24 protein-coding genes and 2 other annotated features are annotated in these 24,002 nt (G+C 38.3%); all 24 genes read right to left on the reverse strand.

What is annotated here, in order from left to right:
• Nucleotides 1-29: 29 nt before the first annotated feature.
• Nucleotides 30-500, reverse strand: coding sequence for a 30S ribosomal protein S7 (gene rpsG, locus AZF04_RS04450; protein WP_045486725.1), 471 nt, complete (start codon nucleotides 498-500; stop codon nucleotides 30-32).
• A gap of 41 nt (nucleotides 501-541) precedes the next feature.
• A complete protein-coding gene (gene rpsL, locus AZF04_RS04455; protein WP_045486722.1) occupies nucleotides 542-961 on the reverse strand; it encodes a 30S ribosomal protein S12 in 420 nt (139 codons plus the stop codon).
• 112 nt (nucleotides 962-1,073) lie between these two features.
• Nucleotides 1,074-1,322, reverse strand: a complete 249-nt coding sequence (locus AZF04_RS04460) for a 50S ribosomal protein L7ae-like protein (protein WP_061947722.1) — start codon at nucleotides 1,320-1,322, stop codon at nucleotides 1,074-1,076.
• A 171-nt stretch (nucleotides 1,323-1,493) separates the two neighbouring features.
• Nucleotides 1,494-5,117 (reverse strand): DNA-directed RNA polymerase subunit beta', encoded by a 3,624-nt coding sequence (gene rpoC, locus AZF04_RS04465; protein ID WP_061947723.1) that lies wholly within the window; start codon nucleotides 5,115-5,117, stop codon nucleotides 1,494-1,496.
• Between the two features lie 177 nt (nucleotides 5,118-5,294).
• The gene (gene rpoB / locus AZF04_RS04470; RefSeq protein WP_061947724.1) at nucleotides 5,295-8,837 is read right to left on the reverse strand and encodes a DNA-directed RNA polymerase subunit beta; all 3,543 of its coding nucleotides are present in this window, start codon (nucleotides 8,835-8,837) and stop codon (nucleotides 5,295-5,297) included.
• Nucleotides 8,838-9,189: 352 nt separating this feature from the next.
• A complete protein-coding gene (locus tag AZF04_RS04475; protein WP_061947725.1) occupies nucleotides 9,190-9,792 on the reverse strand; it encodes a class I SAM-dependent methyltransferase in 603 nt (200 codons plus the stop codon).
• A gap of 149 nt (nucleotides 9,793-9,941) precedes the next feature.
• Nucleotides 9,942-10,304, reverse strand: coding sequence for a 50S ribosomal protein L7/L12 (gene rplL / locus AZF04_RS04480; RefSeq protein WP_061947726.1), 363 nt, complete (start codon nucleotides 10,302-10,304; stop codon nucleotides 9,942-9,944).
• 59 nt (nucleotides 10,305-10,363) lie between these two features.
• Nucleotides 10,364-10,861: a 50S ribosomal protein L10 gene (gene rplJ, locus AZF04_RS04485; RefSeq protein ID WP_045486705.1), complete on the reverse strand. Its 498-nt coding sequence runs from the start codon at nucleotides 10,859-10,861 to the stop codon at nucleotides 10,364-10,366.
• Nucleotides 10,862-10,908: 47 nt separating this feature from the next.
• Nucleotides 10,909-11,044, reverse strand: a sequence feature (ribosomal protein L10 leader region).
• 59 nt (nucleotides 11,045-11,103) lie between these two features.
• On the reverse strand, nucleotides 11,104-11,844 hold the full coding sequence (rplA, locus tag AZF04_RS04490) for a 50S ribosomal protein L1 (RefSeq protein WP_082795270.1): 741 nt from the start codon (nucleotides 11,842-11,844) through the stop codon (nucleotides 11,104-11,106).
• A 71-nt stretch (nucleotides 11,845-11,915) separates the two neighbouring features.
• Nucleotides 11,916-12,341: a 50S ribosomal protein L11 gene (gene rplK / locus AZF04_RS04495; RefSeq protein WP_003322595.1), complete on the reverse strand. Its 426-nt coding sequence runs from the start codon at nucleotides 12,339-12,341 to the stop codon at nucleotides 11,916-11,918.
• A gap of 161 nt (nucleotides 12,342-12,502) precedes the next feature.
• On the reverse strand, nucleotides 12,503-13,036 hold the full coding sequence (nusG, locus tag AZF04_RS04500; protein ID WP_045486698.1) for a transcription termination/antitermination protein NusG: 534 nt from the start codon (nucleotides 13,034-13,036) through the stop codon (nucleotides 12,503-12,505).
• 99 nt (nucleotides 13,037-13,135) lie between these two features.
• Nucleotides 13,136-13,330: a preprotein translocase subunit SecE gene (gene secE / locus AZF04_RS04505; RefSeq protein WP_081766715.1), complete on the reverse strand. Its 195-nt coding sequence runs from the start codon at nucleotides 13,328-13,330 to the stop codon at nucleotides 13,136-13,138.
• A gap of 165 nt (nucleotides 13,331-13,495) precedes the next feature.
• Nucleotides 13,496-13,645, reverse strand: coding sequence for a 50S ribosomal protein L33 (rpmG, locus tag AZF04_RS04510; protein WP_174522651.1), 150 nt, complete (start codon nucleotides 13,643-13,645; stop codon nucleotides 13,496-13,498).
• 168 nt (nucleotides 13,646-13,813) lie between these two features.
• Nucleotides 13,814-14,461, reverse strand: coding sequence for an RNA polymerase sporulation sigma factor SigH (gene sigH, locus AZF04_RS04515; RefSeq protein WP_045486688.1), 648 nt, complete (start codon nucleotides 14,459-14,461; stop codon nucleotides 13,814-13,816).
• Between the two features lie 87 nt (nucleotides 14,462-14,548).
• On the reverse strand, nucleotides 14,549-15,058 hold the full coding sequence (locus AZF04_RS04520; RefSeq protein WP_045486685.1) for an NYN domain-containing protein: 510 nt from the start codon (nucleotides 15,056-15,058) through the stop codon (nucleotides 14,549-14,551).
• Nucleotides 15,059-15,063: 5 nt separating this feature from the next.
• A complete protein-coding gene (gene rlmB, locus AZF04_RS04525; protein WP_061947744.1) occupies nucleotides 15,064-15,810 on the reverse strand; it encodes a 23S rRNA (guanosine(2251)-2'-O)-methyltransferase RlmB in 747 nt (248 codons plus the stop codon).
• Nucleotides 15,811-15,815: 5 nt separating this feature from the next.
• Nucleotides 15,816-16,235 (reverse strand): Mini-ribonuclease 3, encoded by a 420-nt coding sequence (locus AZF04_RS04530; protein ID WP_061947728.1) that lies wholly within the window; start codon nucleotides 16,233-16,235, stop codon nucleotides 15,816-15,818.
• Nucleotides 16,236-16,238: 3 nt separating this feature from the next.
• Nucleotides 16,239-17,636, reverse strand: a complete 1,398-nt coding sequence (gene cysS / locus AZF04_RS04535; RefSeq protein ID WP_061947729.1) for a cysteine--tRNA ligase — start codon at nucleotides 17,634-17,636, stop codon at nucleotides 16,239-16,241.
• 81 nt (nucleotides 17,637-17,717) lie between these two features.
• The gene (cysE, locus tag AZF04_RS04540; RefSeq protein ID WP_061947745.1) at nucleotides 17,718-18,350 is read right to left on the reverse strand and encodes a serine O-acetyltransferase; all 633 of its coding nucleotides are present in this window, start codon (nucleotides 18,348-18,350) and stop codon (nucleotides 17,718-17,720) included.
• A gap of 104 nt (nucleotides 18,351-18,454) precedes the next feature.
• Nucleotides 18,455-18,683, reverse strand: a binding site (T-box leader).
• 61 nt (nucleotides 18,684-18,744) lie between these two features.
• Complete coding sequence (gltX, locus tag AZF04_RS04545; RefSeq protein ID WP_061947730.1) at nucleotides 18,745-20,205, reverse strand: glutamate--tRNA ligase; 1,461 nt, start codon at nucleotides 20,203-20,205, stop codon at nucleotides 18,745-18,747.
• A gap of 200 nt (nucleotides 20,206-20,405) precedes the next feature.
• Nucleotides 20,406-20,882, reverse strand: coding sequence for a 2-C-methyl-D-erythritol 2,4-cyclodiphosphate synthase (gene ispF / locus AZF04_RS04550; RefSeq protein WP_061947731.1), 477 nt, complete (start codon nucleotides 20,880-20,882; stop codon nucleotides 20,406-20,408).
• Nucleotides 20,882-21,571: a 2-C-methyl-D-erythritol 4-phosphate cytidylyltransferase gene (gene ispD / locus AZF04_RS04555; protein ID WP_061947732.1), complete on the reverse strand. Its 690-nt coding sequence runs from the start codon at nucleotides 21,569-21,571 to the stop codon at nucleotides 20,882-20,884. Before ispD ends, ispF begins: the two co-directional genes overlap by 1 nt.
• A 139-nt stretch (nucleotides 21,572-21,710) precedes the next feature.
• Nucleotides 21,711-22,784: a PIN/TRAM domain-containing protein gene (locus AZF04_RS04560; protein ID WP_061947733.1), complete on the reverse strand. Its 1,074-nt coding sequence runs from the start codon at nucleotides 22,782-22,784 to the stop codon at nucleotides 21,711-21,713.
• Between the two features lie 143 nt (nucleotides 22,785-22,927).
• Nucleotides 22,928-24,001 carry a DNA integrity scanning diadenylate cyclase DisA gene (gene disA, locus AZF04_RS04565; RefSeq protein ID WP_061947734.1) on the reverse strand — a complete coding sequence of 358 codons (1,074 nt, stop codon included), beginning with the start codon at nucleotides 23,999-24,001 and terminating at the stop codon, nucleotides 22,928-22,930.
• Nucleotide 24,002: the final 1 nt, after the last annotated feature.

Consider the following 24,002-nt stretch of genomic DNA (forward strand, 5'->3'; position numbering starts at 1 on the left):
CAATTGAATTAGTTATAATAAAAACAATCTTACCAGCGATAGTGAGCGAATGCTTTGTTCGCTTCAGCCATCTTATGAGTATCTTCACGCTTTTTAACAGATGCACCTGCATTGTTTGCAGCATCTAAAATTTCATTAGCTAAACGCTCTTCCATCGTTTTTTCACCACGAAGACGAGAGTAGTTAACTAACCAGCGTAAACCTAAAGTTGTACGACGCTCAGGCTTTACTTCGATCGGCACTTGGTAGTTTGCACCACCTACACGACGAGCTTTAACCTCAAGTACTGGCATAATATTTTTTAAAGCTTGATCAAAAACTTCCATCGGATCTTTTCCGCTACGCTCTTGAACAAGTTCAAAAGAATTATATAAAATCGTTTGTGCTACTCCACGCTTTCCATCAACCATAAGACGGTTAATTAAACGAGTTACTAGCTTTGAATTATAAATAGGATCAGGTAAAACATCACGACGAGCTATTGGTCCTTTACGAGGCATATGATTCCCCTCCTTTCAACAGAATAATAGTTTTTTCAAAATTACTTTTTATCTTTTGGACGTTTTGTACCATATTTCGAGCGTCCTTGCATACGGTTTTGAACACCTGCTGTATCCAATGCTCCACGAACAATGTGATAACGTACCCCTGGTAAGTCTTTTACACGACCACCACGAATTAGCACAACACTGTGCTCTTGTAGGTTATGTCCAATACCCGGGATGTAAGCAGTAACTTCGATTTGGTTAGTTAAACGAACACGAGCGTATTTACGTAGCGCCGAGTTCGGTTTTTTAGGTGTCATTGTACCAACACGTGTACAAACTCCACGTTTTTGTGGTGAAGAAAGATTCGTTTGCGACTTTTTAAAAGTGTTATAACCTTTGTTAAGTGCAGGTGAATCTGATTTTTTCACTTTATCAACGCGACCTTTTCGAATTAACTGATTAATAGTAGGCATGATTTAGTTCCTCCTTTCCTTTTCTAAAATAAGACCACAGTTCCTGGTGGTTCATATTTTGGCAAAAGTAAAGTTTTTGCCAAACGGTAGTCTCCGAGTGGCAAAAACAATGTTATTTTTTAATGGCAACCGTAGCTGCTCCAACTTCAATGTCACATGCTTTTCCAAGCATTTTCATTGAGTCCACATAGACAATAGGTACCTCTTTATTGGTCGCTAAACCTTCTACTTTCTGAATCACTCTAAATTCAGCGTCCTTTGCAATATATACTTCTAGAACCTCATTATTCGTGAGAGCTCTTAAAGTTTGCTTTGTACCTATGACTAGATTATTAGCCTGCATTACTTTTTCATAAGACATAGTAAATCCTCCAAAGCAATACGTTTCTTTGGCGCACTTAGATATCTTATCACCTTGAATCACATCATGTCAACCTATTATCATAAGAAAATTTGAAATCGAAATAACGCTTCAAACTCCTTAAAATGATGGGCATGATCAGAAGGCTTCCCTCTGACCATGCCTCGTAATTTATTCGCTTGTAATAAGTTCTTCTACAAATGCATCTTCTTCATTCATAGCTTCTAACTCTTCGTGCTTAGAGACAACGTTTAAGTTGCGGTATCTCTGCATACCCGTTCCTGCCGGTACAAGCTTACCGATAATAACATTCTCTTTCAATCCAAGTAATTCATCTCGTTTTCCTTTGATAGCTGCATCAGTTAAGACACGAGTTGTTTCTTGGAAGGAAGCAGCAGATAAGAATGAATCTGTTTCAAGAGATGCTTTTGTAATTCCAAGCAATACCGGTCTACCAGTCGCTGGACGTTTACCATCAATTAAAACTTCACGATTCTCGTCGTTAAAATGCTGAATTTCAATGAGCGACCCTGGTAATACCTTAGTTTCACCAGCATCCACTACGCGGATTTTTCTTAGCATTTGACGAACCATCACTTCAACGTGCTTATCTCCGATTTCTACCCCTTGCATACGGTATACTTTCTGCACCTCACGAAGTAGATATTCCTGAACACCATTAATCCCTTTTACTTTCAGAAGTTCTTTTGGATCAATAGAACCTTCAGTAATCGTTTCACCTGGCTCAATCTTATCACCTAGTGCAACCTTTAGACGAGAACCATATGGAATAGCATAAGCTTTAGCTTCCATTAAGCCTCTAATTGTTACCTCACGCTTATCGCCATCCTTAATGTCAACAACTTCTCCCTCAATTTCAGAGATAACCGCTTGACCTTTTGGATTACGAGCCTCAAATAGCTCTTGGATACGAGGAAGACCTTGTGTGATATCGTCCCCTGCTACTCCTCCAGTATGGAATGTACGCATCGTTAACTGCGTTCCTGGCTCACCAATGGATTGAGCAGCGATAATACCAACCGCTTCACCAACCTCTACATCACTACCTGTTGCAAGGTTTCGACCATAGCACTTCTTACAAACTCCATGACGAGTATCACAAGTAAAGACAGAACGGATATGAACGTTCTCGATTCCAGCATCAACAATTACTTTCGCAATATCCTCATCAATTAGCTCATTCTTTTTCAAAATCATCTCATTCGTTTCTGGATGACGAATTGATTTAAAGGCTACACGACCAACTAAGCGGTCATAAAGCTCCTCAATAATTTCATTACCTTCTTTTATAGCAGCTACTTCAAGGCCACGATCCGTTCCACAGTCATTATCACGAACGATTACGTCTTGCGCAACATCAACAAGTCGACGTGTTAAATAACCTGAATCGGCTGTCTTCAAGGCAGTATCTGCAAGTCCTTTACGAGCACCATGAGTCGAGATAAAGTACTCTAATACCGTTAGACCCTCACGGAAACTTGAACGAATCGGTAATTCAATAATTCGACCAGATGGATTTGCCATCAAACCACGCATACCAGCTAGCTGCGTAAAGTTAGAGGCATTACCACGTGCTCCCGAGTCACTCATCATGAAGATTGGGTTACGTTTATCTAGTGTAAGCATTAACTTATTTTGAATAACATCTTTGGCATTGCTCCAAACAGAAATAACGCGATCGTATCTTTCTTCTTCCGTAATTAAACCACGACGGAATTGTTTGGTAATACGGTCTACTTTTATTTCTGCTTCCTCGAGAATTTCTTTCTTCTCAGCTAATACAACAATATCGGCAACCCCAACCGTAATACCCGCTTTAGTTGAATACTTAAATCCTAAATCTTTCATACGGTCAAGCATGATAGAAGTCTCTGTGATCTTAAACTTCTTAAAGACTTCAGCAATGATATTTCCTAAGAAGCCTTTTTTGAATGGAGACACAACATCTCTTTTCTTAAACTCTTCTTTAACGTCTGTTGTACTAGGAACCAAATACTTATTTGGCGTTTCAACTTCAAGGTTTGTATCAGTTGGCTCATTAATATAAGGGAAAGTCTCTGGTAAAATTTCGTTGAATATTAATTTACCAACTGTTGTTAGAAGCAACAAATGATTTTGCTCTTCTTTAAATGTTGGTTTGTTCAATGATGATACTGGAACCGCAACACGTGTGTGAAGGTGAACATATCCATTTTGATACGCAAGAAGTGCCTCATTCGTATCTTTGAAGACAGCTCCTTCTCCTTTTGCATCATCGCGTTCCATGGTTAAGTAGTAGTTACCTAATACCATATCCTGAGACGGTGTAACAACTGGCTTACCATCTTTAGGGTTTAAAATGTTTTGTGCTGCTAACATTAAAATTCTTGCTTCAGCTTGTGCTTCTGCAGATAGCGGAACGTGAACAGCCATTTGGTCACCATCAAAATCTGCATTGTAAGCCGTACAAACGAGTGGATGTAATCGAATGGCACGACCTTCAACTAGAATAGGCTCAAATGCTTGAATACCTAAACGGTGAAGGGTTGGCGCTCGGTTTAGTAAAACAGGATGCTCACGAATAACCTCTTCTAATACATCCCAAACTTCAGGTTGAACTCTTTCTACCTTACGTTTTGCACTCTTAATATTATGAGCTAAACCTTTGCTAACAAGCTCTTTCATTACGAAAGGCTTAAACAATTCTAAAGCCATTTCCTTAGGTAAACCGCACTGATACATTTTCAGGTTAGGTCCTACAACAATTACCGAACGACCAGAATAGTCAACACGTTTTCCAAGTAAGTTTTGACGGAAACGACCTTGTTTCCCTTTTAACATATGCGAAAGTGACTTTAATGGGCGATTTCCAGGGCCTGTAACCGGACGACCACGACGGCCATTATCGATTAAGGCATCCACAGCTTCTTGAAGCATACGCTTTTCATTCTGGACAATAATGTTAGGTGCTCCTAAATCTAATAAACGTTTTAATCGATTGTTACGGTTAATCACTCGACGATATAAATCGTTTAAATCAGAAGTAGCGAATCGACCTCCATCTAATTGAACCATTGGACGAAGCTCTGGTGGAATAACAGGAAGCACATCAAGGATCATCCAAGAAGGCTCATTTCCAGAATTTCTGAATGCCTCTAATACCTCAAGTCGCTTAATTGCACGAGTACGACGTTGACCTTGAGCTGTTAAAAGCTCTTCCTTCAATAAATCCACTTCTTTTTCTAAATCAATATCCGATAATAACTTACGAATCGCTTCAGCTCCCATTTGAGCGGTAAAAGAACGACCGTATTTATCATAGTAAGCACGATATTCCTTTTCAGAAAGAAGTTGCTTCTTTTCTAAAGGTGTATCTCCATTATCTGTTACAACATAAGAGGCAAAATAAATAACCTCTTCCAAAGAACGTGGCGACATATCCAGTACAAGTCCCATACGACTTGGAATGCCTTTAAAATACCAAATGTGTGAGACAGGAGCAGCTAATTCAATATGTCCCATACGTTCACGACGAACTTTTGAACGAGTTACTTCTACTCCACAACGGTCACAAACTACACCTTTATAGCGAACACGCTTATATTTTCCACAATGACATTCCCAATCTTTTTGAGGACCAAAAATACGCTCGCAAAAAAGACCATCTTTTTCTGGCTTTAATGTACGATAGTTAATCGTTTCAGGCTTTTTGACTTCTCCTCGTGACCAAGAACGAATTTTGTTTGGTGAAGCAAGACCAATTTTCATATACTCGAAGTTATTTACATCTAGCAAGGGGCCAACCTCCCTTTTAGTTTCCAAGTTTTTAGTGAAAAACACGGAATGACAATCGTTTATCCCTCTCACTCAGGCCCGATTAACGAAGAGTAAGAAGGGAAAAGGGTACTAGAAAAACTAGTATCCCTTATCCACATACAGTCAAACTGTATGTGACTCTCTCCCTAACAATAGTTACGCTTTTGATTCATTTGTTTCAAAGTTCAAATTCAGCTTTTCGCTTGTTTGATCATCTTCATCATCCAGCTCAAGCATTTCTATTTCTTCTTCATTACTCGAAAGCATTTTAACATCCATGCCTAGAGATTGAAGTTCTTTTATTAATACTTTAAACGATTCAGGCACACCAGGTTCTGGTACGTTTTCTCCTTTTACAATCGCTTCATACGTCTTCACACGACCTACAACATCATCCGATTTCACGGTAAGGATTTCTTGTAGTGTATAAGCGGCACCGTATGCTTCAAGTGCCCAAACCTCCATCTCACCAAAACGCTGCCCACCAAATTGAGCTTTACCTCCAAGTGGCTGTTGCGTAACTAATGAGTAAGGACCCGTCGAACGCGCATGTAGCTTATCATCAACCATGTGAGCAAGCTTAATCATATACATGACCCCTACTGACACACGATTATCAAAAGGCTCTCCTGTACGTCCATCATAAAGTAACGTCTTTCCATCTCGCGCCATACCAGCTTCTTCAATCGTACCCCAAACGTCTTCCTCGTTTGCTCCATCAAATACAGGAGAAGCAACGTGAATGCCTAGTTTTCGAGCAGCCATCCCTAAGTGAAGCTCAAGCACTTGTCCGATATTCATTCGCGATGGTACTCCAAGAGGGTTTAACATGATATCGATTGGTGTTCCATCTGGTAAGTAAGGCATATCCTCTTCCGGTAAGATACGAGAGATAACCCCTTTATTACCGTGACGACCAGCCATTTTATCTCCTTCATTTATCTTACGCTTCTGAACAATATACACACGCACAAGTTGGTTAACTCCTGGTGGTAGTTCATCCCCGTCTTCACGATTGAAAATCTTCACATCTAGAACAATCCCGTCACCACCGTGTGGTGCTCTCAATGAAGTATCACGAACTTCACGAGCTTTTTCGCCAAAGATAGCATGAAGTAGACGTTCTTCTGCAGTTAGCTCCGTAACACCTTTAGGCGTAACCTTACCAACTAAAATATCTCCGTCCTTCACTTCTGCACCTACTCGAATAATTCCACGGTCATCAAGATTTTTAAGCGCATCTTCTCCGACATTCGGAATATCACGAGTAATTTCTTCAGGTCCAAGCTTCGTATCACGAGATTCAGATTCATATTCTTCAATATGAACAGAAGTATAAACATCGTCCTTCACAAGACGCTCACTTAAAATAATCGCATCCTCGTAGTTATATCCTTCCCAAGTCATGAAACCAACTAGGACATTACGACCTAGAGCCATTTCACCTTGCTCCATCGAAGGTCCATCAGCTAAAATTTCTCTCTTCTCAACAACATCTCCCTCTCTAACGATAGGGCGTTGGTTGTAGCTAGTTCCTTGGTTAGAACGGACAAACTTTTGCAGACGGTATTTATCCAAATCACCTTTAACTTGCTTACCATCTACTTCTTCTAAACGACGAACCCAGATTTCCTTCGCAGTTACGCGTTCTACTAGACCAGGGTGCTTAGAAACTACAGCAGCACCAGAATCTTTTGCAGAAACATGCTCCATACCTGTACCGACAATTGGTGCTTCTGGCACTAAAAGAGGTACCGCTTGACGTTGCATGTTCGCTCCCATTAAAGCTCGGTTGGAGTCATCATTTTCCAAGAAAGGAATACAAGCTGTAGCGGCTGATACAACCTGCTTAGGCGATACGTCCATATAATCTATACGATCGCGTTTTACTACTACGTTTTCATCTCTGAAACGAGCAACTACATCCTCATTCAAGAACGAGCCATCCTCACCTAAGCGAGAATTTGCTTGTGCGACAACATAGTTATCTTGCTCATCTGCTGTTAAATAATCTATTTGCGAAGTAACTTTCCCAGTCTCAGGATCCACCCTTCTGTATGGCGTCTCCATAAAACCAAATTCATTTACTTTAGCATAAGAGGATAGTGAGTTAATTAACCCAATGTTCGGTCCCTCTGGCGTTTCAATCGGACACATTCTTCCATAGTGAGAATAGTGAACATCTCGAACTTCGAATCCGGCACGCTCACGTGTTAAACCACCTGGTCCAAGCGCTGACAAACGTCGCTTGTGTGTAAGCTCAGCAAGTGGATTTGTCTGGTCCATAAACTGCGAAAGCTGAGAAGAACCAAAGAACTCTTTAATAGATGCTATCACTGGACGAATGTTAATAAGAGCCTGAGGTGTAATCATATTCGGGTCTTGAATAGACATTCTCTCCCGAACAACACGCTCCATTCTTGATAGTCCAATTCTAAATTGATTTTGTAAAAGCTCTCCCACCGAACGTAGGCGGCGATTACCTAAATGATCAATATCATCTGTATCTCCTACACCATGTAGGAGATTAAAGAAGTAATTAATAGATGCAATAATATCTGCAGGTGTAATGTGCTTTGTATCACGGTCAATCATACCGTTACCCATTACTTGAATTACAGATTCGCCCTCTAAATCATCCGGTGAATAGATTAGAATAGATTGAAGATCAATATCCTCATCCCCTACTACTCCACCAGTTGTGCGCGCTTTTCTAAAACCTACATTATTTTCTAGATATGGTAGGACGCGGTCCAAAGTACGTCTATCAAGTAAGACTCCTTTTTCAGCAACCACTTCACCAGTTTCAGGATCAATTAATGTTTCTGCTAAACGCTGATTAAATAGACGATTTTTTATATGAAGCTTCTTATTAATCTTGTAACGACCTACATTAGCCAAATCATATCTCTTCGGATCAAAGAAACGAGATTCTAATAAACTCTTTGCGTTTTCTACTGTAGGTGGTTCTCCAGGTCGTAAGCGCTCATATATCTCCAAAAGTGCTTTTTCAGAGCTATCCGTATTGTCTTTTTCAAGGGAATTTCGTAAAAATTCATCTTCCCCTAATAAATCAATGATCTCTTGATCAGAACCAAACCCTAACGCACGCAAAAGAACCGTTACAGGTATCTTTCTAGTACGGTCGATACGAACGTAAACGATATCCTTCGCATCTGTCTCGAGCTCTAACCATGCTCCACGGTTTGGAATAACTGTTGCGGTAAAGCCTTTCTTCCCGTTTTTGTCCGTTTTTTCACTATAGTACACACTTGGTGATCGAACTAATTGCGAAACAATAACACGTTCTGCCCCATTAATGACAAACGTACCTGTTTCTGTCATAAGTGGGAAGTCTCCCATAAATACCTCTTGTTCCTTTACTTCCCCCGTCTCTTTGTTTATGAGACGAACCTTCACTCTTAGCGGCGCGGCAAACGTAACATCACGCTCTTTAGACTCATCGACAGGATACTTAGGCTCTCCTAAGCTATAATCGATAAATTCTAATACTAAATTACCCGTGAAGTCTTGAATTGGGGAAATATCTTGAAACATTTCACGTAATCCTTCATCAAGAAACCATTGATAAGAAGCTGTTTGAATTTCAATTAAGTTTGGTAAATCCAAAACCTCATTAATTCTTGCATAACTTCTCCGTTGGCGGTGGCGTCCATACTGAACTAGTTGACCTGTCAACTGATTCACCCCTCAAATCTAGCGTTATAGTATCTAAAATTGACTTCTCTCACAACTCACTTCTCCTGCTTAGCAATCATTGAAGTTATGAAGATGAAAGAAAAATTTTAAAAGATTTACTCCGACCTTTGTAAAAAAGGCAAGGAATGGCCTGTTATTGAAATGATAACAAGCTAACAAAAATAAATATGGCTTTTTAAAAAACCATAATTCAATCTCACATTTGATTATTCTAGTATAACCAATATTATCCTTTTTTATTCAAAAATACCTTATAAGAAGTTAAATTTTTGATCAACAAAAAAAGGTTATTATACGCATTAAACAACAATACCACAAAAGCCTATTGCAGTCAAACCTTTTTTGCTACAAGTAAATAGTAGCCTTTTTTCTTTTTTTCAATACTCACTTCCGAAAAAACTTCTTTTAACTTTTCAAAAGCAGAGGGCGCACCTTGCTTCTTTTGAATGACTACCCATAACTCTCCATGCTCTGATAAATAGTCATAGGATCTTATTAAAATATCATGTACGACTGTTTTTCCTGCTCGAATCGGCGGATTGGTTACTATTAAAGCAAAACCTCTCTCTTTAATAGAATCGAAACTTTCACTAGCATAAATAGAAACATTAGAAATGTGATTAGCTGCCGCATTTTCTTTTGCTAATTCTATAGCTCTTTCATTAACATCAACCATGACCACCGAACGCTCTTGATGTTCTTTTGCCAGTGTCAAGCCTATAGGTCCATACCCACATCCGACATCTAAAATATCTCCAGCAATCGAAGGAGGACTTATTTCATCAATTAAAAACCGGCTACCAAAATCAACCTCTTCCTTCGAAAAAACACCACGATCTGTTATAAACCGTAATGAATGTCCTTTCAACACTGTGGACCACTGTTTTCTGTCACTTTTCACTGAAGGTTGATTTGTATAATAATGATCTGCCATAGCCAAACACCCTTCCACTTTAATAGAGCCTATTACATTCTAGAGATAGAATCCTATATGTTCGTAACAGAACAACATTGAATTCCCTTTACAACATTAGGCTTTATAAGAGAAAAAAGACTCGTATTTAAACGAGTCTTTTTTTATCATTACTTAACTTCTACAGAAGCACCAGCTTCTTCAAGTTTAGCTTTGATTTCTTCAGCTTCTTCTTTAGAAGCTCCTTCTTTAACTGGCGCAGGAGCACCATCAACAACTGCTTTCGCTTCTTTAAGGCCAAGACCTGTGATTTCACGAACAACTTTGATTACGTTGATTTTAGATCCACCAGCAGACTCAAGAATTACATCGAATTCAGTTTGCTCAGCAGCTCCACCATCAGCAGCTCCACCAGCTACAGCTACAGGCGCAGCAGCAGTTACACCAAATTCTTCTTCAATTGCTTTAACTAGGTCGTTAAGCTCTAAAACTGTCATTTCTTTAATCGCTTCAATAATTTGCTCTTTGCTCATTTTATAATCCTCCTATAAATGGTTTAAAATTAATGTTCTTTTTTAGGCAGAAGCTGTTATTAAGCTCCTTGGTCTTCCTTTTGATCTGCAACAGCTTTTGTTGCAAGTGCGAAGTTGCGAACCGGTGCTTGAAGCACTGATAAAAGCATAGAAAGTAGTCCTTCTCGAGAAGGTAGCTCTGCTAAAGCCTTTACTTCTTCAGCTGTTGCAACTTGACCTTCGATAACACCAGCTTTGATTTCTAAAGCATCATGCTTTTTCGCAAAATCATTAATGATTTTCGCCGGAGCGATCACATCGTCATTTCCGAAAGCGATAGCTGTAGGACCAACTAAGTGCTCATCTAAAGCTGAAAGTTCTGCTGCTTCAGTTGCACGACGAGTAAGAGTATTTTTATATACCTTGTACTCAATTCCCGCTTCACGAAGTTGCTTACGAAGTTCTGTTACTTCAGCAACATTCAAGCCACGATAATCGACTACTACAGTAGATTTACTTTCACTAAGTTTCGCCGCAATTTCTGAAACAACTTGTTGTTTTTGTTCAAGTACGCTCATGGTTACACCTCCTAGAAAAATGTCATTCCATACCCGGACTCTTTATATTTAAGCTATAAAAAACCCCCATGATAGACATGAGGGCTTTAGGACTCTTTAATGAATAAGAATCTTTATCGCTTACCTCGGTAGGATATTAAGCTATAAAGCCCCTACTGTCTACGGTATGAATGTTAAAATATATAATATGCGACTCAGCACACTTTTTGAATTATAATCGATAGCTGTTTAATAGTCAACTATTATTTTGTTAATGCAGATGCATTAACACGAACCCCAGGTCCCATAGTTGAAGCAACTGTTACGTTTTTCACGTAAGTTCCTTTTGCAGCAGCTGGTTTAGCTTTCATTAACGTATCGATGATTGTTTTGAAGTTCTCTACTAATTTCTCAGATTCGAACGACACTTTACCGATAGGTACATGAATATTACCAGCTTTATCTACACGGTACTCTACTTTACCAGCTTTGATTTCATTCACTGCTTTTTCTACATCAAATGTAACAGTTCCTGTTTTAGGGTTAGGCATTAGACCTTTTGGTCCTAGCACTCGTCCTAATTTACCAACTTGAGCCATCATGTCAGGTGTCGCAACGATTACATCAAAATCAAACCAACCTTGGTTAATTTTGTTGATATAATCTTCATCACCAACAAAGTCAGCTCCTGCTGCTTCAGCTTCTTTTGCTTTATCACCTTTAGCAAAAACTAGAACAGTTTGTGTTTTACCTGTTCCATTTGGAAGTACTACTGCACCACGGATTTGTTGGTCCGCTTTCTTAGGGTCTACCCCTAAACGTACAGCCACTTCAACTGTTTCATCAAACTTAGCAGTTGCTGTTTTTTTCACTAATTCTAGCGCTTCTTCAACTTGATAAGCTAAATCACGGTCGATTAGTTTCACAGCATCTTGGTATTTTTTACTTTTATTAGCCATGTTTATTTCCTCCTCGAATGTGGTTTTAACGGTAGGACCTCCCACTATGAAAGGTTGCGAACCTATAATAGGATTTGAGGGTTGAACCCCAATCGCAACCTTACGAGTCTCACCAATTAGTCTTCAATCACGATACCCATGCTACGCGCAGTACCTTCTACCATACGCATTGCAGCTTCAACATCAGCCGCATTTAAATCTGGCATTTTTGTCTCAGCAATCTCGCGCACCTTATCACGCTTAACTGTTGCAACCTTATTACGGTTTGGTTCTCCAGAACCAGACTCAATACCTGCTGCTTTTTTAAGTAATACTGCAGCTGGTGGAGTTTTCGTAATAAATGTAAACGAACGGTCTTCAAATACCGTAATTTCAACCGGAATAATTAGACCAGCTTGATCTGAAGTACGAGCGTTAAACTCTTTACAGAATCCCATAATATTTACACCTGCTTGACCCAATGCAGGACCAACTGGTGGCGCTGGATTTGCTTTCCCAGCAGGAATTTGTAATTTTACCATTTTAATTACCTTTTTCGCCACGTGACACACCTCCTTAGTCCGTGATGTGGTATCCGGGTTCTTCACCCTCCCACTCAAAAAACGGATGCATTTATGCACCCGATGGCTCATGTTAAATAAACCATTATTCAACCATGAAGATTTTATCATCTCCACAGCCGAATATCAAGTTTTTTTCGAAATTAAATCTTTTCCACTTGACTAAAATCAAGTTCTACAGGCGTTTCTCGCCCAAACATATTTACATGAACTTTTAACTTATGCTTTTCAGCACTTATCTCTTCAATAGAACCTACAAAGTTAGCAAATGGTCCTTCTTTTACTTTAACTGATTCTTTTAATTCAAAGTCAACTTCAGCCTTAGGCTCTTCAACACCCATTTGTCTTAAAATAGAGTCTACTTCATCTGGCATAAGTGCTGTCGGCTTAGAACCAGCTCCAGCTGAACCTACAAATCCAGTAACACCAGGTGTATTACGGACAACATACCAAGAATCGTCAGTCATGACCATTTCTACGAGAACATAACCTGGAAAAACTTTTCTCGATACCGTTTTGCTTTTACCATTTTTTACTTCCGTTTCTTCCTCAACTGGAACCAACACTCGAAAGATTTTATCCGTCATTTCCATTGATTCTAAACGTTTTTCAAGATTCGCTTTTACTTTATTCTCATAACCAGAGTACGTATGAACAACATACCAGTTTTTTTCCATGATTCATAGGACGGTTGAGTCCTTCCCTCCTCATTACGTTCAAGCTTCGAAAACAGCAAAAGCAATTTCTTACGCTGAATCAAAATTGAACTTACATTATTAATTAATAATTAGTTTAATTAAGTTCGAAATTCCTAAGTCTACTAAAGCAAAAAAGATCGACATAATTAGAACCGTTGTTACTACAACAATGGTATAGCGAGTAAGCTCTTTTCTTGTTGGCCAAGAAACTCTCTTCATCTCACGTACTACATCACCAAAAAAATTACCAATCCCTTTTTCACCACCAGCCAAACCAGACACCTCCAGCACCAATCAATATAGACAAAATCGCTCTTATCTATTCCGATTTACGCATTTTTCTTCTATCATTTTTCTTTTTGTATTAAAGAGAATAGATAACTATCCATTCTTATTTAAAAACGAAAAATTGTTCACCACTCATAAAGTAACTTTACCTTATTTCGTTTCACGGTGAAGCGTATGCCGATTGCAATATTTGCAAAACTTTTTGATTTCTATTCGTTTCACTTGAGCTTCTTTGTTCTTTTCTGATGTATAATTACGAGATTGACAGATCGTACATGCAAGCACTACTTTGTGCGCCACAGCTGTCCCTCCCATTTTTATAGACATGCATACACGTTCAACTCTAGCATAGGAAAAAACTAGTGTCAATTCAAAGTCAAACGTTTCTATCATGTTTACTTTTCTTTAAAAACGTGAAGCGTCTCCCCGTATGAGGAGACGCCAGCCAAAACTACCTTAAAAATGTGGTTATAACGTAACACCTTTTAATTCAACATATCGCTCTAGCTTACGCTTGACTCTTTGTAAAGCGTTATCGATAGATTTGACATGCCGATTTAAATCCTCTGAGATTTCTTGATACGTTCTACCATCAAGGTAGAGCATGAGCACTTGTTGCTCCAAGTCACTCAAGATTTCCCCCATCTTCAGTTCAATATCAGCAAACTCTTCCTGATTAATCAGTAATTCTTCTGGGTTTGTTACTCGATTTCCACAAATTACATCAAGTAACGTACGGTCGGATTCTTCGTCGTATAGGGGCTTGTCCAAAGATACATATGAATTTAACGGAATATGCTTTTGTCTCGTTGCTGTCTTAATAGCCGTTATAATTTGCCTTGTTACACATAATTCTGCAAATGCCTTAAACGAGGAGAGCTTCTCTCCATTAAAATCTCTGATTGCCTTATACAAGCCAATCATTCCTTCTTGAACAATATCTTCATGATCAGCGCCAATTAAAAAATAGGATCGCGCCTTTGCTCGTACAAAATTCTTGTACTTGTTAATCAAAAACTCAAGTGCAGCTCCATCACCTAAACGTGCCTGTCCTACTACATAATCATCATCAAATTGATCAAAATCTAGCTTTAACGCAGTTTCTTGAAGGTCCATGTTTTAAACAATCCCCCTCCGACCTATGCTGCTTGTAAATTTATAGGAACATTATATAGCACACTTTTCCAGCTGGTCAACCACCGTTTATTCGCCTCGACGCCATTTTTCAAAAATTTCTGCTATTTCTGATGAAAGCGCAAGATTTGTTGATTCTTGGCTCTTTTTTGTTTTTTCGACAGCTTGATGAATCCCTTTTTGCATAATCTCGGTTTCTGTCAAAAGCTCCCGAGCCGACTTTCTCAAAGCTCCTCTTCCAAAAGTAATAGATTGCTCCGTAAAATCAGAAGTAGCAACATGAATCGTTGTATCAAGCTGTTTTAATTCAAAAACAAGCCGCTCTATTTTTTCATCAGCCGTCTCATTTTTTCCTGTGTAAATAACATCTATTCGATAGTTGTTGTACTTTTTTCCTACTCCTTCTCTCATATGAGCATCAAAGATTACTTTCACCTCATAGCCGGTATATGCTTGGTATTCAGCCATGACTTCAACCAACCGATTTCTCGCAAGCTCCAAATCCTTATCCCTTAACTTCCTTAACTCTGGCCAAGCGCCAATCATGTTATAGCCATCCACTAAAAGAATATCCTTCATGCCACTCACTGACCTAGAGGATTTCGATGTCTGTATACTTCATACATCAATAAACTTGCTGCTACGGACGCATTCAACGAAGTAACTTGTCCAACCATCGGAATTTGAATTAAAAAATCACACTTCTCTCGTACTAAACGACTAATTCCCTTTCCTTCACTTCCAATCACAAGTCCAAGTGGCATATCGTAAGATGCTTGGCGATAATCCTGCTTGCCTGCTGCATCTGTTCCAACAAACCATAAACCCCGATCTTTTAATTCATCAATGGTTCTGGCCATATTTGTTACTCTCACAACCGGAATGTATTCAATAGCACCTGTTGAAGCCTTGGCCACCGTCTGAGTCAAACCTACTGCACGCCGCTTAAGGATAATCACACCATGAGCTCCTACAGCATCTGCTGTTCTTAAAATAGACCCTAAATTATGAGGATCTTCTAACTCATCTAGCAATAAAAAGAAAGGTTCCTCTCCTCTCTCCTCCGCTAAAGAAAATAAATCGTCTAATTCTTTATATTCATAGGCGGCAATAGAAGCGACAACCCCTTGATGATTTTGAGTTTTTACTAGTTGCTCTAATTTCCTTTTAGGAACCTGTTGCACTGATAACCCTTTTTGTTTAGCTAATTCGAACACTTTGGACATTTGATTATGCTGCGCGCCTTCTGCCACCCAAATTTTATTAATCGGGTGACCAGAGCGTAAAGCCTCAATAACCGGATTTTTGCCTATAATAAATTCTTGACTCATATTCATCACCCTTCCTGTATGTTGTTTTCTACAATTACAATCATTTCCATAAGGATTTCATCCATACGCTTTCCATCATTCTGTAAATATAAATAACCTAATAAAGCCTCCAGCGCAGTTGCATAACGATACGTGTTCGCATCGGTGTTTTTTGGGATCGTTCCCGATTTAGCGTTACGACCTCTTTTTATAATAGCTACCTCTGCCTCCGTAAAAAATTGAGCCTCTATCATGCGGTGAACAACCGCCGCCTGAGCTTTTGCAGATACAAATTTGGTCGCTTCCTGATGCAGGCGGTTCGGTCTCACCTTTCCTTGAGCAAGTAGATGATATCTTATATACATGTCTAAAACAGCGTCACCCATATAGGCAAGTGCAAGAGCATTTAATTGCTTTAAATCAATGGTTGGTTCAGTTAATTTCATCGATTACCCTCGCTTCCAACGAACACCCTGAGCCGTATCCTCTAAAATAATACCCTTTTCCTTTAAGAAATCTCTTATTTCATCAGCTCTTGAAAAATCTTTATTTTTCCTTGCCTCGTTTCGTTCAGCAATCAATTGTTCGATTTCCTCTGCAAGAATTTCTTCTTGTTGTTCTAAAACAATGCCTAAAACTCCAGCTAATTCGTCTAATTGAGAAATAAAAGCCTCTAAAACTTCTTTATTCGTTTGCTGCTCCCTTAAGTAAATATTAGCTTCCTTCACTAAATCAAACAAAACAGAAATTCCGTTGGCCGTATTAAAGTCATCATCCATCTCTTTAATAAATTCGTCCTTTGCTTTCTCAATTTTTTGCAGCCAATTTCCTTTCTCTCCATGACCTACAGACTTACTTAAACGATGCTTCAAACTTGTTCTGGCACCTTTTATTCTTTCTAAGCCTCGTTTAGCGCCCTCAAGAAGCTCGTCACTAAAATTAATCGGACTACGATAATGAGCAGTTAGCATGAAAAAACGGATGACTTCCGCAGAATGCTGTTGAATCATGTCATGTGCCAAAACAAAATTACCGAGCGATTTCGACATTTTTTCATTATCTATGTTAATAAAACCATTGTGTAGCCAATAATTCGCCATTGTTTTTCCAGTTAAAGCCTCAGATTGAGCAATTTCATTTTCATGATGTGGAAACGTTAAATCCTGGCCTCCAGCATGAATATCGATGGTATCCCCTAAATATTTTTTCACCATTGCTGAGCATTCTATGTGCCAGCCCGGTCGACCTGATCCCCAAGGACTTTCCCATGAAATTTCTCCATCCTTAGCATTTTTCCATAGAGCAAAATCTAGTGGATCCTCTTTTTTATCTCCTACCTCAATACGAGCCCCAGAGCGCAATTCTTCAATAGGTTGCGAAGAAAGCTTGCCATAGCCTTCAAACTTTCTCGTTCTGAAATATACATCTCCTCCAGATTCATACGCATATTCTTTATTTACTAGCTCTTGAATAAAATCTACTATTTCTGTAATGGTTTCAGTTACCCTAGGATGATAATCAGCCTTTTGAACCCCTAAAGCGCACGTATCATCGTGGTAAGCTTGAATAAAACGATTCGCGACTTCAAAAACATCCTCGCCCAGCTCTTTTGCAGCACGAATGATTTTATCATCAACATCTGTAAAATTAGATACAAATAGCACCTGGTACCCACGGTATTGTAAATAATTTCGTACAACATCGTACACTATAGGAGGTCTAGCATTCCCAATATGGATGTAGTTATAAACCGTAGGACCACATACATACATTTTTACCTTTCCTTCCTCCATTGGAACGAAGGTTTCTTTTCTTTTTGTTAAACTGTTATAAAGCTTGATAGACATAAGCTCTACTCCTTTTATAATAATATGAAACTTTTGTTAAAAAGATAAACTTTCCTTTACATACTGATACCATTTCAAAAATTAAGGCTGCTTTTGCTTTAATAATTTTTTTAATTCATTAATTTCTTCTTCAAGCTCTTTCATCTTATCTGCGATAGGGTCAGGCATTTGATGATGGTTGAAGGGCTCCATCTTTATCCCATCCTGAACGATAATTCTCCCTGGAATTCCAACTACAGTTGAGTTGGGTGGAACTTCTTTTAATACGACGGAACCAGCCCCTATACGTGCATTCTCTCCAATTGTAAAGGAACCTAATACCTTCGCTCCAGAAGCCAGTAACGCGCCATCCTTAACGGTTGGATGTCTTTTTCCTTTTTCTTTTCCCGTTCCACCAAGAGTAACGCCCTGATAAATCGTTACATTATTACCAATTTCACAGGTTTCTCCTATTACAACGCCCATACCATGGTCAATAAAAACCCTCTGACCGATTACAGCACCTGGATGAATTTCTATTCCTGTAATAAAACGATTGACTTGCGATAAAAAACGTCCAAAAAAACGCATTTTTTTCTTCCAAAACCAGTGGGCTAATCGATGCATCCAGATTGCGTGTACACCTGAGTAAGTGATGACGACTTCAAAGCGACTTCTTGCGGCTGGATCTCGATCAAAAACAACATCTATATCATTTAATAATGTCTGAAACATCTTTTTCATCTTCACTCCCCCAAAAATGATAAAAGTACTTCTATCAACCAATGATTTACGTTGTTATATCAATGAAAAAAAGAACATCCCTGTGCAAACTACTGCACAGAGACGTTCTAAAACGTGGTTCCACTCTGTTTTAAGCTTCCTATTTCCTTACTGAAGCTCATCTTTTTTGCGTGTAACGCCGCAAACCGCTTTTCCCTACTTATCCTTCAAGAAAAGGCTCAAGGGTGCATGTTCGGAAGTATATGCTTAAATCACTTTCAGCCATTGGTGATTCTCTCTACAAAGTCATATATTCTTCTTACTTTTCCCTTTCAACACGATTTCTGTATAAATTTAATTGAATGTATTAGTTAGCATATGCATTCATATAAAAATGTTCCAACAATTATAAAAGATTTTTTATTCTCGTTGTTACAATATCTTTTCCTAATAATTCAATCGAATCTGCTAATTCAGGACCATGAGTTTGCCCTGTAGTTGCTACACGTATAGGCATAAAAAGTTTTTTTCCTTTATGACCTGTTGCCTTTTGTGTAGCCTTAATTGCTGCTTTAATTGTAGGTGCTACAAAGTCTTCAGAGTTTAAATTCTCTAGCTCTGCTAAAAAACCACTCATTACTTCAGGAACCTGCTCTTCATCAAGAACAGCCTGTGCCTCTTCATTATACTCAATTTCCGTCTTAAAGAACAGTTCTGTTAACTCGACGATTTCAGCGCCATAATGTAATTGCTCTTGATAAAGTCCGACAAGTCGTTTCACCCATTGCGCTGTTTTTTCATCCATTTCCTCAGATACTCTACCTGCTTTTACTAGATGAGGAATCGTTAATGGTAACACAGCATCTAATTCCATTTTTTTCATATATTGATTATTCATCCAAGCTAATTTACCTGTATCAAAAACAGCAGGAGCTTTTGATACTCGCTCTAAACTAAATTGCTGTTGAAGCTCCTCCAATGTGAAAATTTCCTCTTCACCAACTGGGGACCAGCCTAATAGTGCTAAGAAATTTACAATCGCTTCTGGTAAATAGCCTAAGTCTTTATATTGCTCAACAAATTGAATAATCGACTCATCACGCTTACTCATTTTTTGACGATCTGGATTTAGAATGAGCGATGCATGAGCAAAGGTCGGTACACTCCATCCAAACGCCTGATAAATCATTACTTGACGAGGTGTATTAGATAGATGCTCTTCTCCACGAATAACATGAGTGATTTTCATCAGATGATCATCAACCGTTACGGCAAAATTGTACATTGGAACGCGATCTTTCCTAGCGATAACAAAATCGCCAATCCCATCAGACTCAAATGAAACTTCTCCTCGAACCGCGTCTTGGATTTTTATCACTTGACCTTCTGGAACACGAAAACGAATGACAGGCTTTAAACCCTTTGCTTCATATTCCGCTCTTTGCTCTTCTGTTAAATTTCTATCACGACCACTATATTTAGGCATTTCACCGCGAGCCAATTGAGAATCTCTTTCTGCTTGAAGCTCGTCCTCAGTCATATAACAATAATACGCATTACCTTCTTCTAATAGCTGATCAAGATACTTTTGATAAATCTCTATACGATCCATGCTACGGTATGGTCCATACTCTCCATCTGAATCGATGCTTTCATCCCATTCAACACCTAGCCACTTTAAGCTTGCAAGTAACTTATCTGTTGCATCCTCTACATTCCTAGCCTGATCCGTATCTTCTATACGTAACACAAATTGACCACCTTGATTTTTTGCGTATAGATAGTTAAATAACGCAGAACGCGCTCCACCTATATGTAAGTGCCCTGTTGGACTTGGGGCAAAACGAACTCGAACTTGATTTGACATTGTATTGCACACTCCATTTCTCATTTAATCAGGAACCATCATTTATTCTATTCATAAAGAAGATAAACCTATTGATAGGTCTCTTCCTTCCAGCCTCTGTTTTATTGCCTTTATTATTTTAGCACCTTTTGAAGGAACATAGTCAAAAAAACTTTAATGTCGCATAGATAGCGCCTTTTCTTTCTATCATAAAGTAAAGATTACTTTGCTTGCAACAAAACAACCGATTGAGAAGCAATTCCTTCTCCCCTGCCAGTAAATCCTAGCATTTCTGTCGTAGTTGCTTTTACATTTATAGAATCTGGACTTGCTTCTAATAAGTCAGCAATTCTTTCCTGCATTTGCTGTATATAAGGTGCCATCTTAGGCATTTGTGCAATGATTGTACAATCTAAATTCCCAAGGACATAGCCCTTTTCTTTTGTTAATTTCCATACTTCCTCTAACAACTTCGCTGAATCAGCATCCTTAAAATCTGCCGAAGTATCTGGAAAATGCTTTCCAATGTCACCCTCGCCTATTGCACCTAAAATAGCATCTGCAATGGTATGTAGTAAAACATCAGCATCTGAATGTCCTAATAATCCTTTCTCATAAGGAATCGTAATCCCACCAAGAATGAGTGGTCTTCCCTCTACTAATTGATGTACATCAAAACCTTGTCCAATTCTAAACATTATGATGACCCACTTTCTATTTTCAAAATCGCCTCTGCAAATAATAAATCTTCTTTTGTTGTGATTTTTATATTTAAATAATCTCCCTCTACGACCTCGACCTCTTCACCGATCCACTCAACTAAGCTAGCATCGTCCGTTCCTAGCTTACCAGAACGCTCTGCTTCTAGATGAGCTTTTTTAATTAATTTAGCATGAAAGGCCTGTGGGGTTTGCACAGCCATTAATTCGCTTCTATCCATCGTTTTATTCACTAAATGGTTATGAACCATCTTAATTGTATCTTTAACAGGTACAGCTAAAATAGCAGCTCCTGTTTTCCTCACTCCATCCAATAGACCATGTATCTGTTTCTGTTTGATAAAGGGTCTTGCTGCATCATGAATAAAAACAATTTCTTCCTCATCAATATGAGCTAGACCTCGCTTTACACTATCCTGACGTTCCTCTCCGCCAGATATGACCGCAAAGACCTTTTGTGACCTTTCTGCTTTCACCATTTTTTGTATGGTCTCTAATTCATCAGGATGACCTACAATAACCACCTTCTCGCAGCTTTTATCTTGTTCAAACGTCAATAAAGTGTGAGCAAGTATGGTTTTATGATGAAGCTCTATAAATATTTTATTTATACCTGCATTCATCCTTTTCCCTTGACCTGCAGCTAAAAGAATAAGACTATATTTCATTTTATGCTCCCCATTCATTTCAACACGTTCTACTTTCCCAATTCTATCATGTATTATCTAAAAACGTCATATATTCAAGATAAAAAGTAATCCTCAAAGTAAAAAGCGTCTAAATGATGTGCATTAGACGCTTCCTTAATTATAATGCTTTCTCTAATACTTTAGGCTTGGCAAAAATCATTCGTCCAGCACTTGTTTGTAAAACGCTAGTTACAATAACATCAATATGCTTGTTAATAAAATCACGGCCACCTTCAACGACGATCATCGTACCGTCATCCAAATAAGCCACACCCTGATGATGTTCTTTACCATCTTTTATTACTTGAACATTCATTTCTTCACCAGGTAAAACAACTGGCTTAACAGCGTTCGCGAGGTCATTTATATTTAAGACCGGAACTCCTTGTAACTCACAGACTTTATTTAAATTAAAATCATTCGTAACAACAACACCAGAAGTTAATTTTGCTAGCTTGACCAGTTTACTATCAACTTCTTGAATCTCCTCAAAATCACCTTCATAAATTTCTACTTTCACAGGTAATTCCTTTTGAATTTTATTTAATATATCTAAGCCACGACGGCCTCGATTTCTTTTTAATACATCAGAAGAATCGGCGATATGCTGTAATTCCTCTAAAACAAACCCTGGTATTACTAGCGTCCCATCTAAAAAACGAGTTTTGCAAATGTCTGCTATTCGACCATCGATGATTACACTCGTGTCTAAAATTTTTAAGTCGGATTCTTTGTTTTCTTCCTTTTTCTTATCTTTTCCGATATTTCTTGTTACCGTAAAAACTTGAACAAGTTCATCACGCTTTTTGAACCCAATCTGGAATCCTAAGTAACCTAAAATTAAAGTAAGAAAAATAGGAAGTACTGTACTAATGACCGGAATTTCGATCGCATTAAGCGGAATTAAAAAAGCAATAATGAGTCCTATAATCATCCCCATAGAACCAAACAAGACATCTGTAACAGGTGCTTTTACTATTGCTTCTTCAAGTAATTTAATAAAATGAACTAAATAATCAGCTAACCACATACTAAATAAGAATAATAGCAATGAACCTAAAATGACACCAATATAAGGCGATTGAACGAATGGTGAATCAATATTCATAAGATTAACGAGCTCTGGTCCATAAATAAACCCGAGTGTTCCACCAATTAAAATGAAGAATAACTGTATAATTCTTTTGAGCACCTACCTCACCTCCTTGTATCTTATTATAGACAAGTTTTTGAAATCAAAACCTAGCAAACTTAATTTCACATAAAATTCTACGTTCATTTGTTAATTATCCTTAAAATTGCTTTCAAAATGTCGAATCTTAGAAGAACCGTCGATTAAATATGTCTATCTACAAATAACTGCTCTTGAATTCGATTTAAGCCATTTTTTATCATTTTCGCTCTAGCCTCTCCAATTCCTTCTACTTCATCCAATTCGTCTATACTCGAAAACATAATGTTAGCTAAATCACCATATTTCTCAACAAGATTTTCAATAATTAAAGGAGGAAGCCTTGGAATTCGGTGTAAGATACGGAAACCACGAGGCATAACAGCCTGATCTTGAACATTAGGAATTCTTCCATAGCCTAAAATTTTGACAATTTCATTATCATCTAACATATCCGGAGAATCGATTTTTATTAATTCGTGTAATGTATCATATACATCTGTTTTCTTATCCTTAACATAGTCTTTTAACAAATAAATAGCTTCTTTTTCGATCCCTGAAACTAATTCATTTAATTGCATCGTAATTAATCGTCCTTCGTCACCTAGTTCATTAACATAATTAATAATTTCTCTTTTAATACGAAGAACCATTTGAACTCGATGGATGACTTGAATCACTTCTTGGAACGTAACCAATTGCTCAAATTCCAATGCTCCTAAATTAGTAATTCCTTGATCGAGCACTACTTTATATTTTTCTAACGTTTGAATGGCTTGATTGGCTTTTGTTAATATTACCCCGATATCTTTTAATGCGTATCTATTTTCCCCTTGATATAGAGTAATGACATTACGCCTTTGCGAGATCGAAACGACTAAATTGCCAGTTTGTTTAGCAACCCTCTCAGCTGTACGGTGCCTAATCCCCGTTTCATTAGATTCAATCCCATTATTGGGAACTAATTGAGTGTTTGCATATAATATTCTTGTTCCATCCTCATTTAAAATAATTGCTCCATCCATTTTGGCCAATTCATATAAATAAGCAGGAGAAAAATCACAATTTATAAAAAAGCCACCATCTACTATGTTCATCATTTCATTGTTGTACCCTAAAACAATCAAACCACCTGTATTTGCACGAAGCACATTATCTATTCCAGAACGTAAATCTGTACCAGGTGCTACTAGACGCAAAACTTCCTGTATAAATTCTCCCCTTCTTCTCTCATCCATC

The organism is Alkalihalobacillus trypoxylicola (assembly GCF_001590785.1).
GTDB lineage: Bacteria > Bacillota > Bacilli > Bacillales > Bacillaceae_D > Alkalihalobacillus > Alkalihalobacillus trypoxylicola.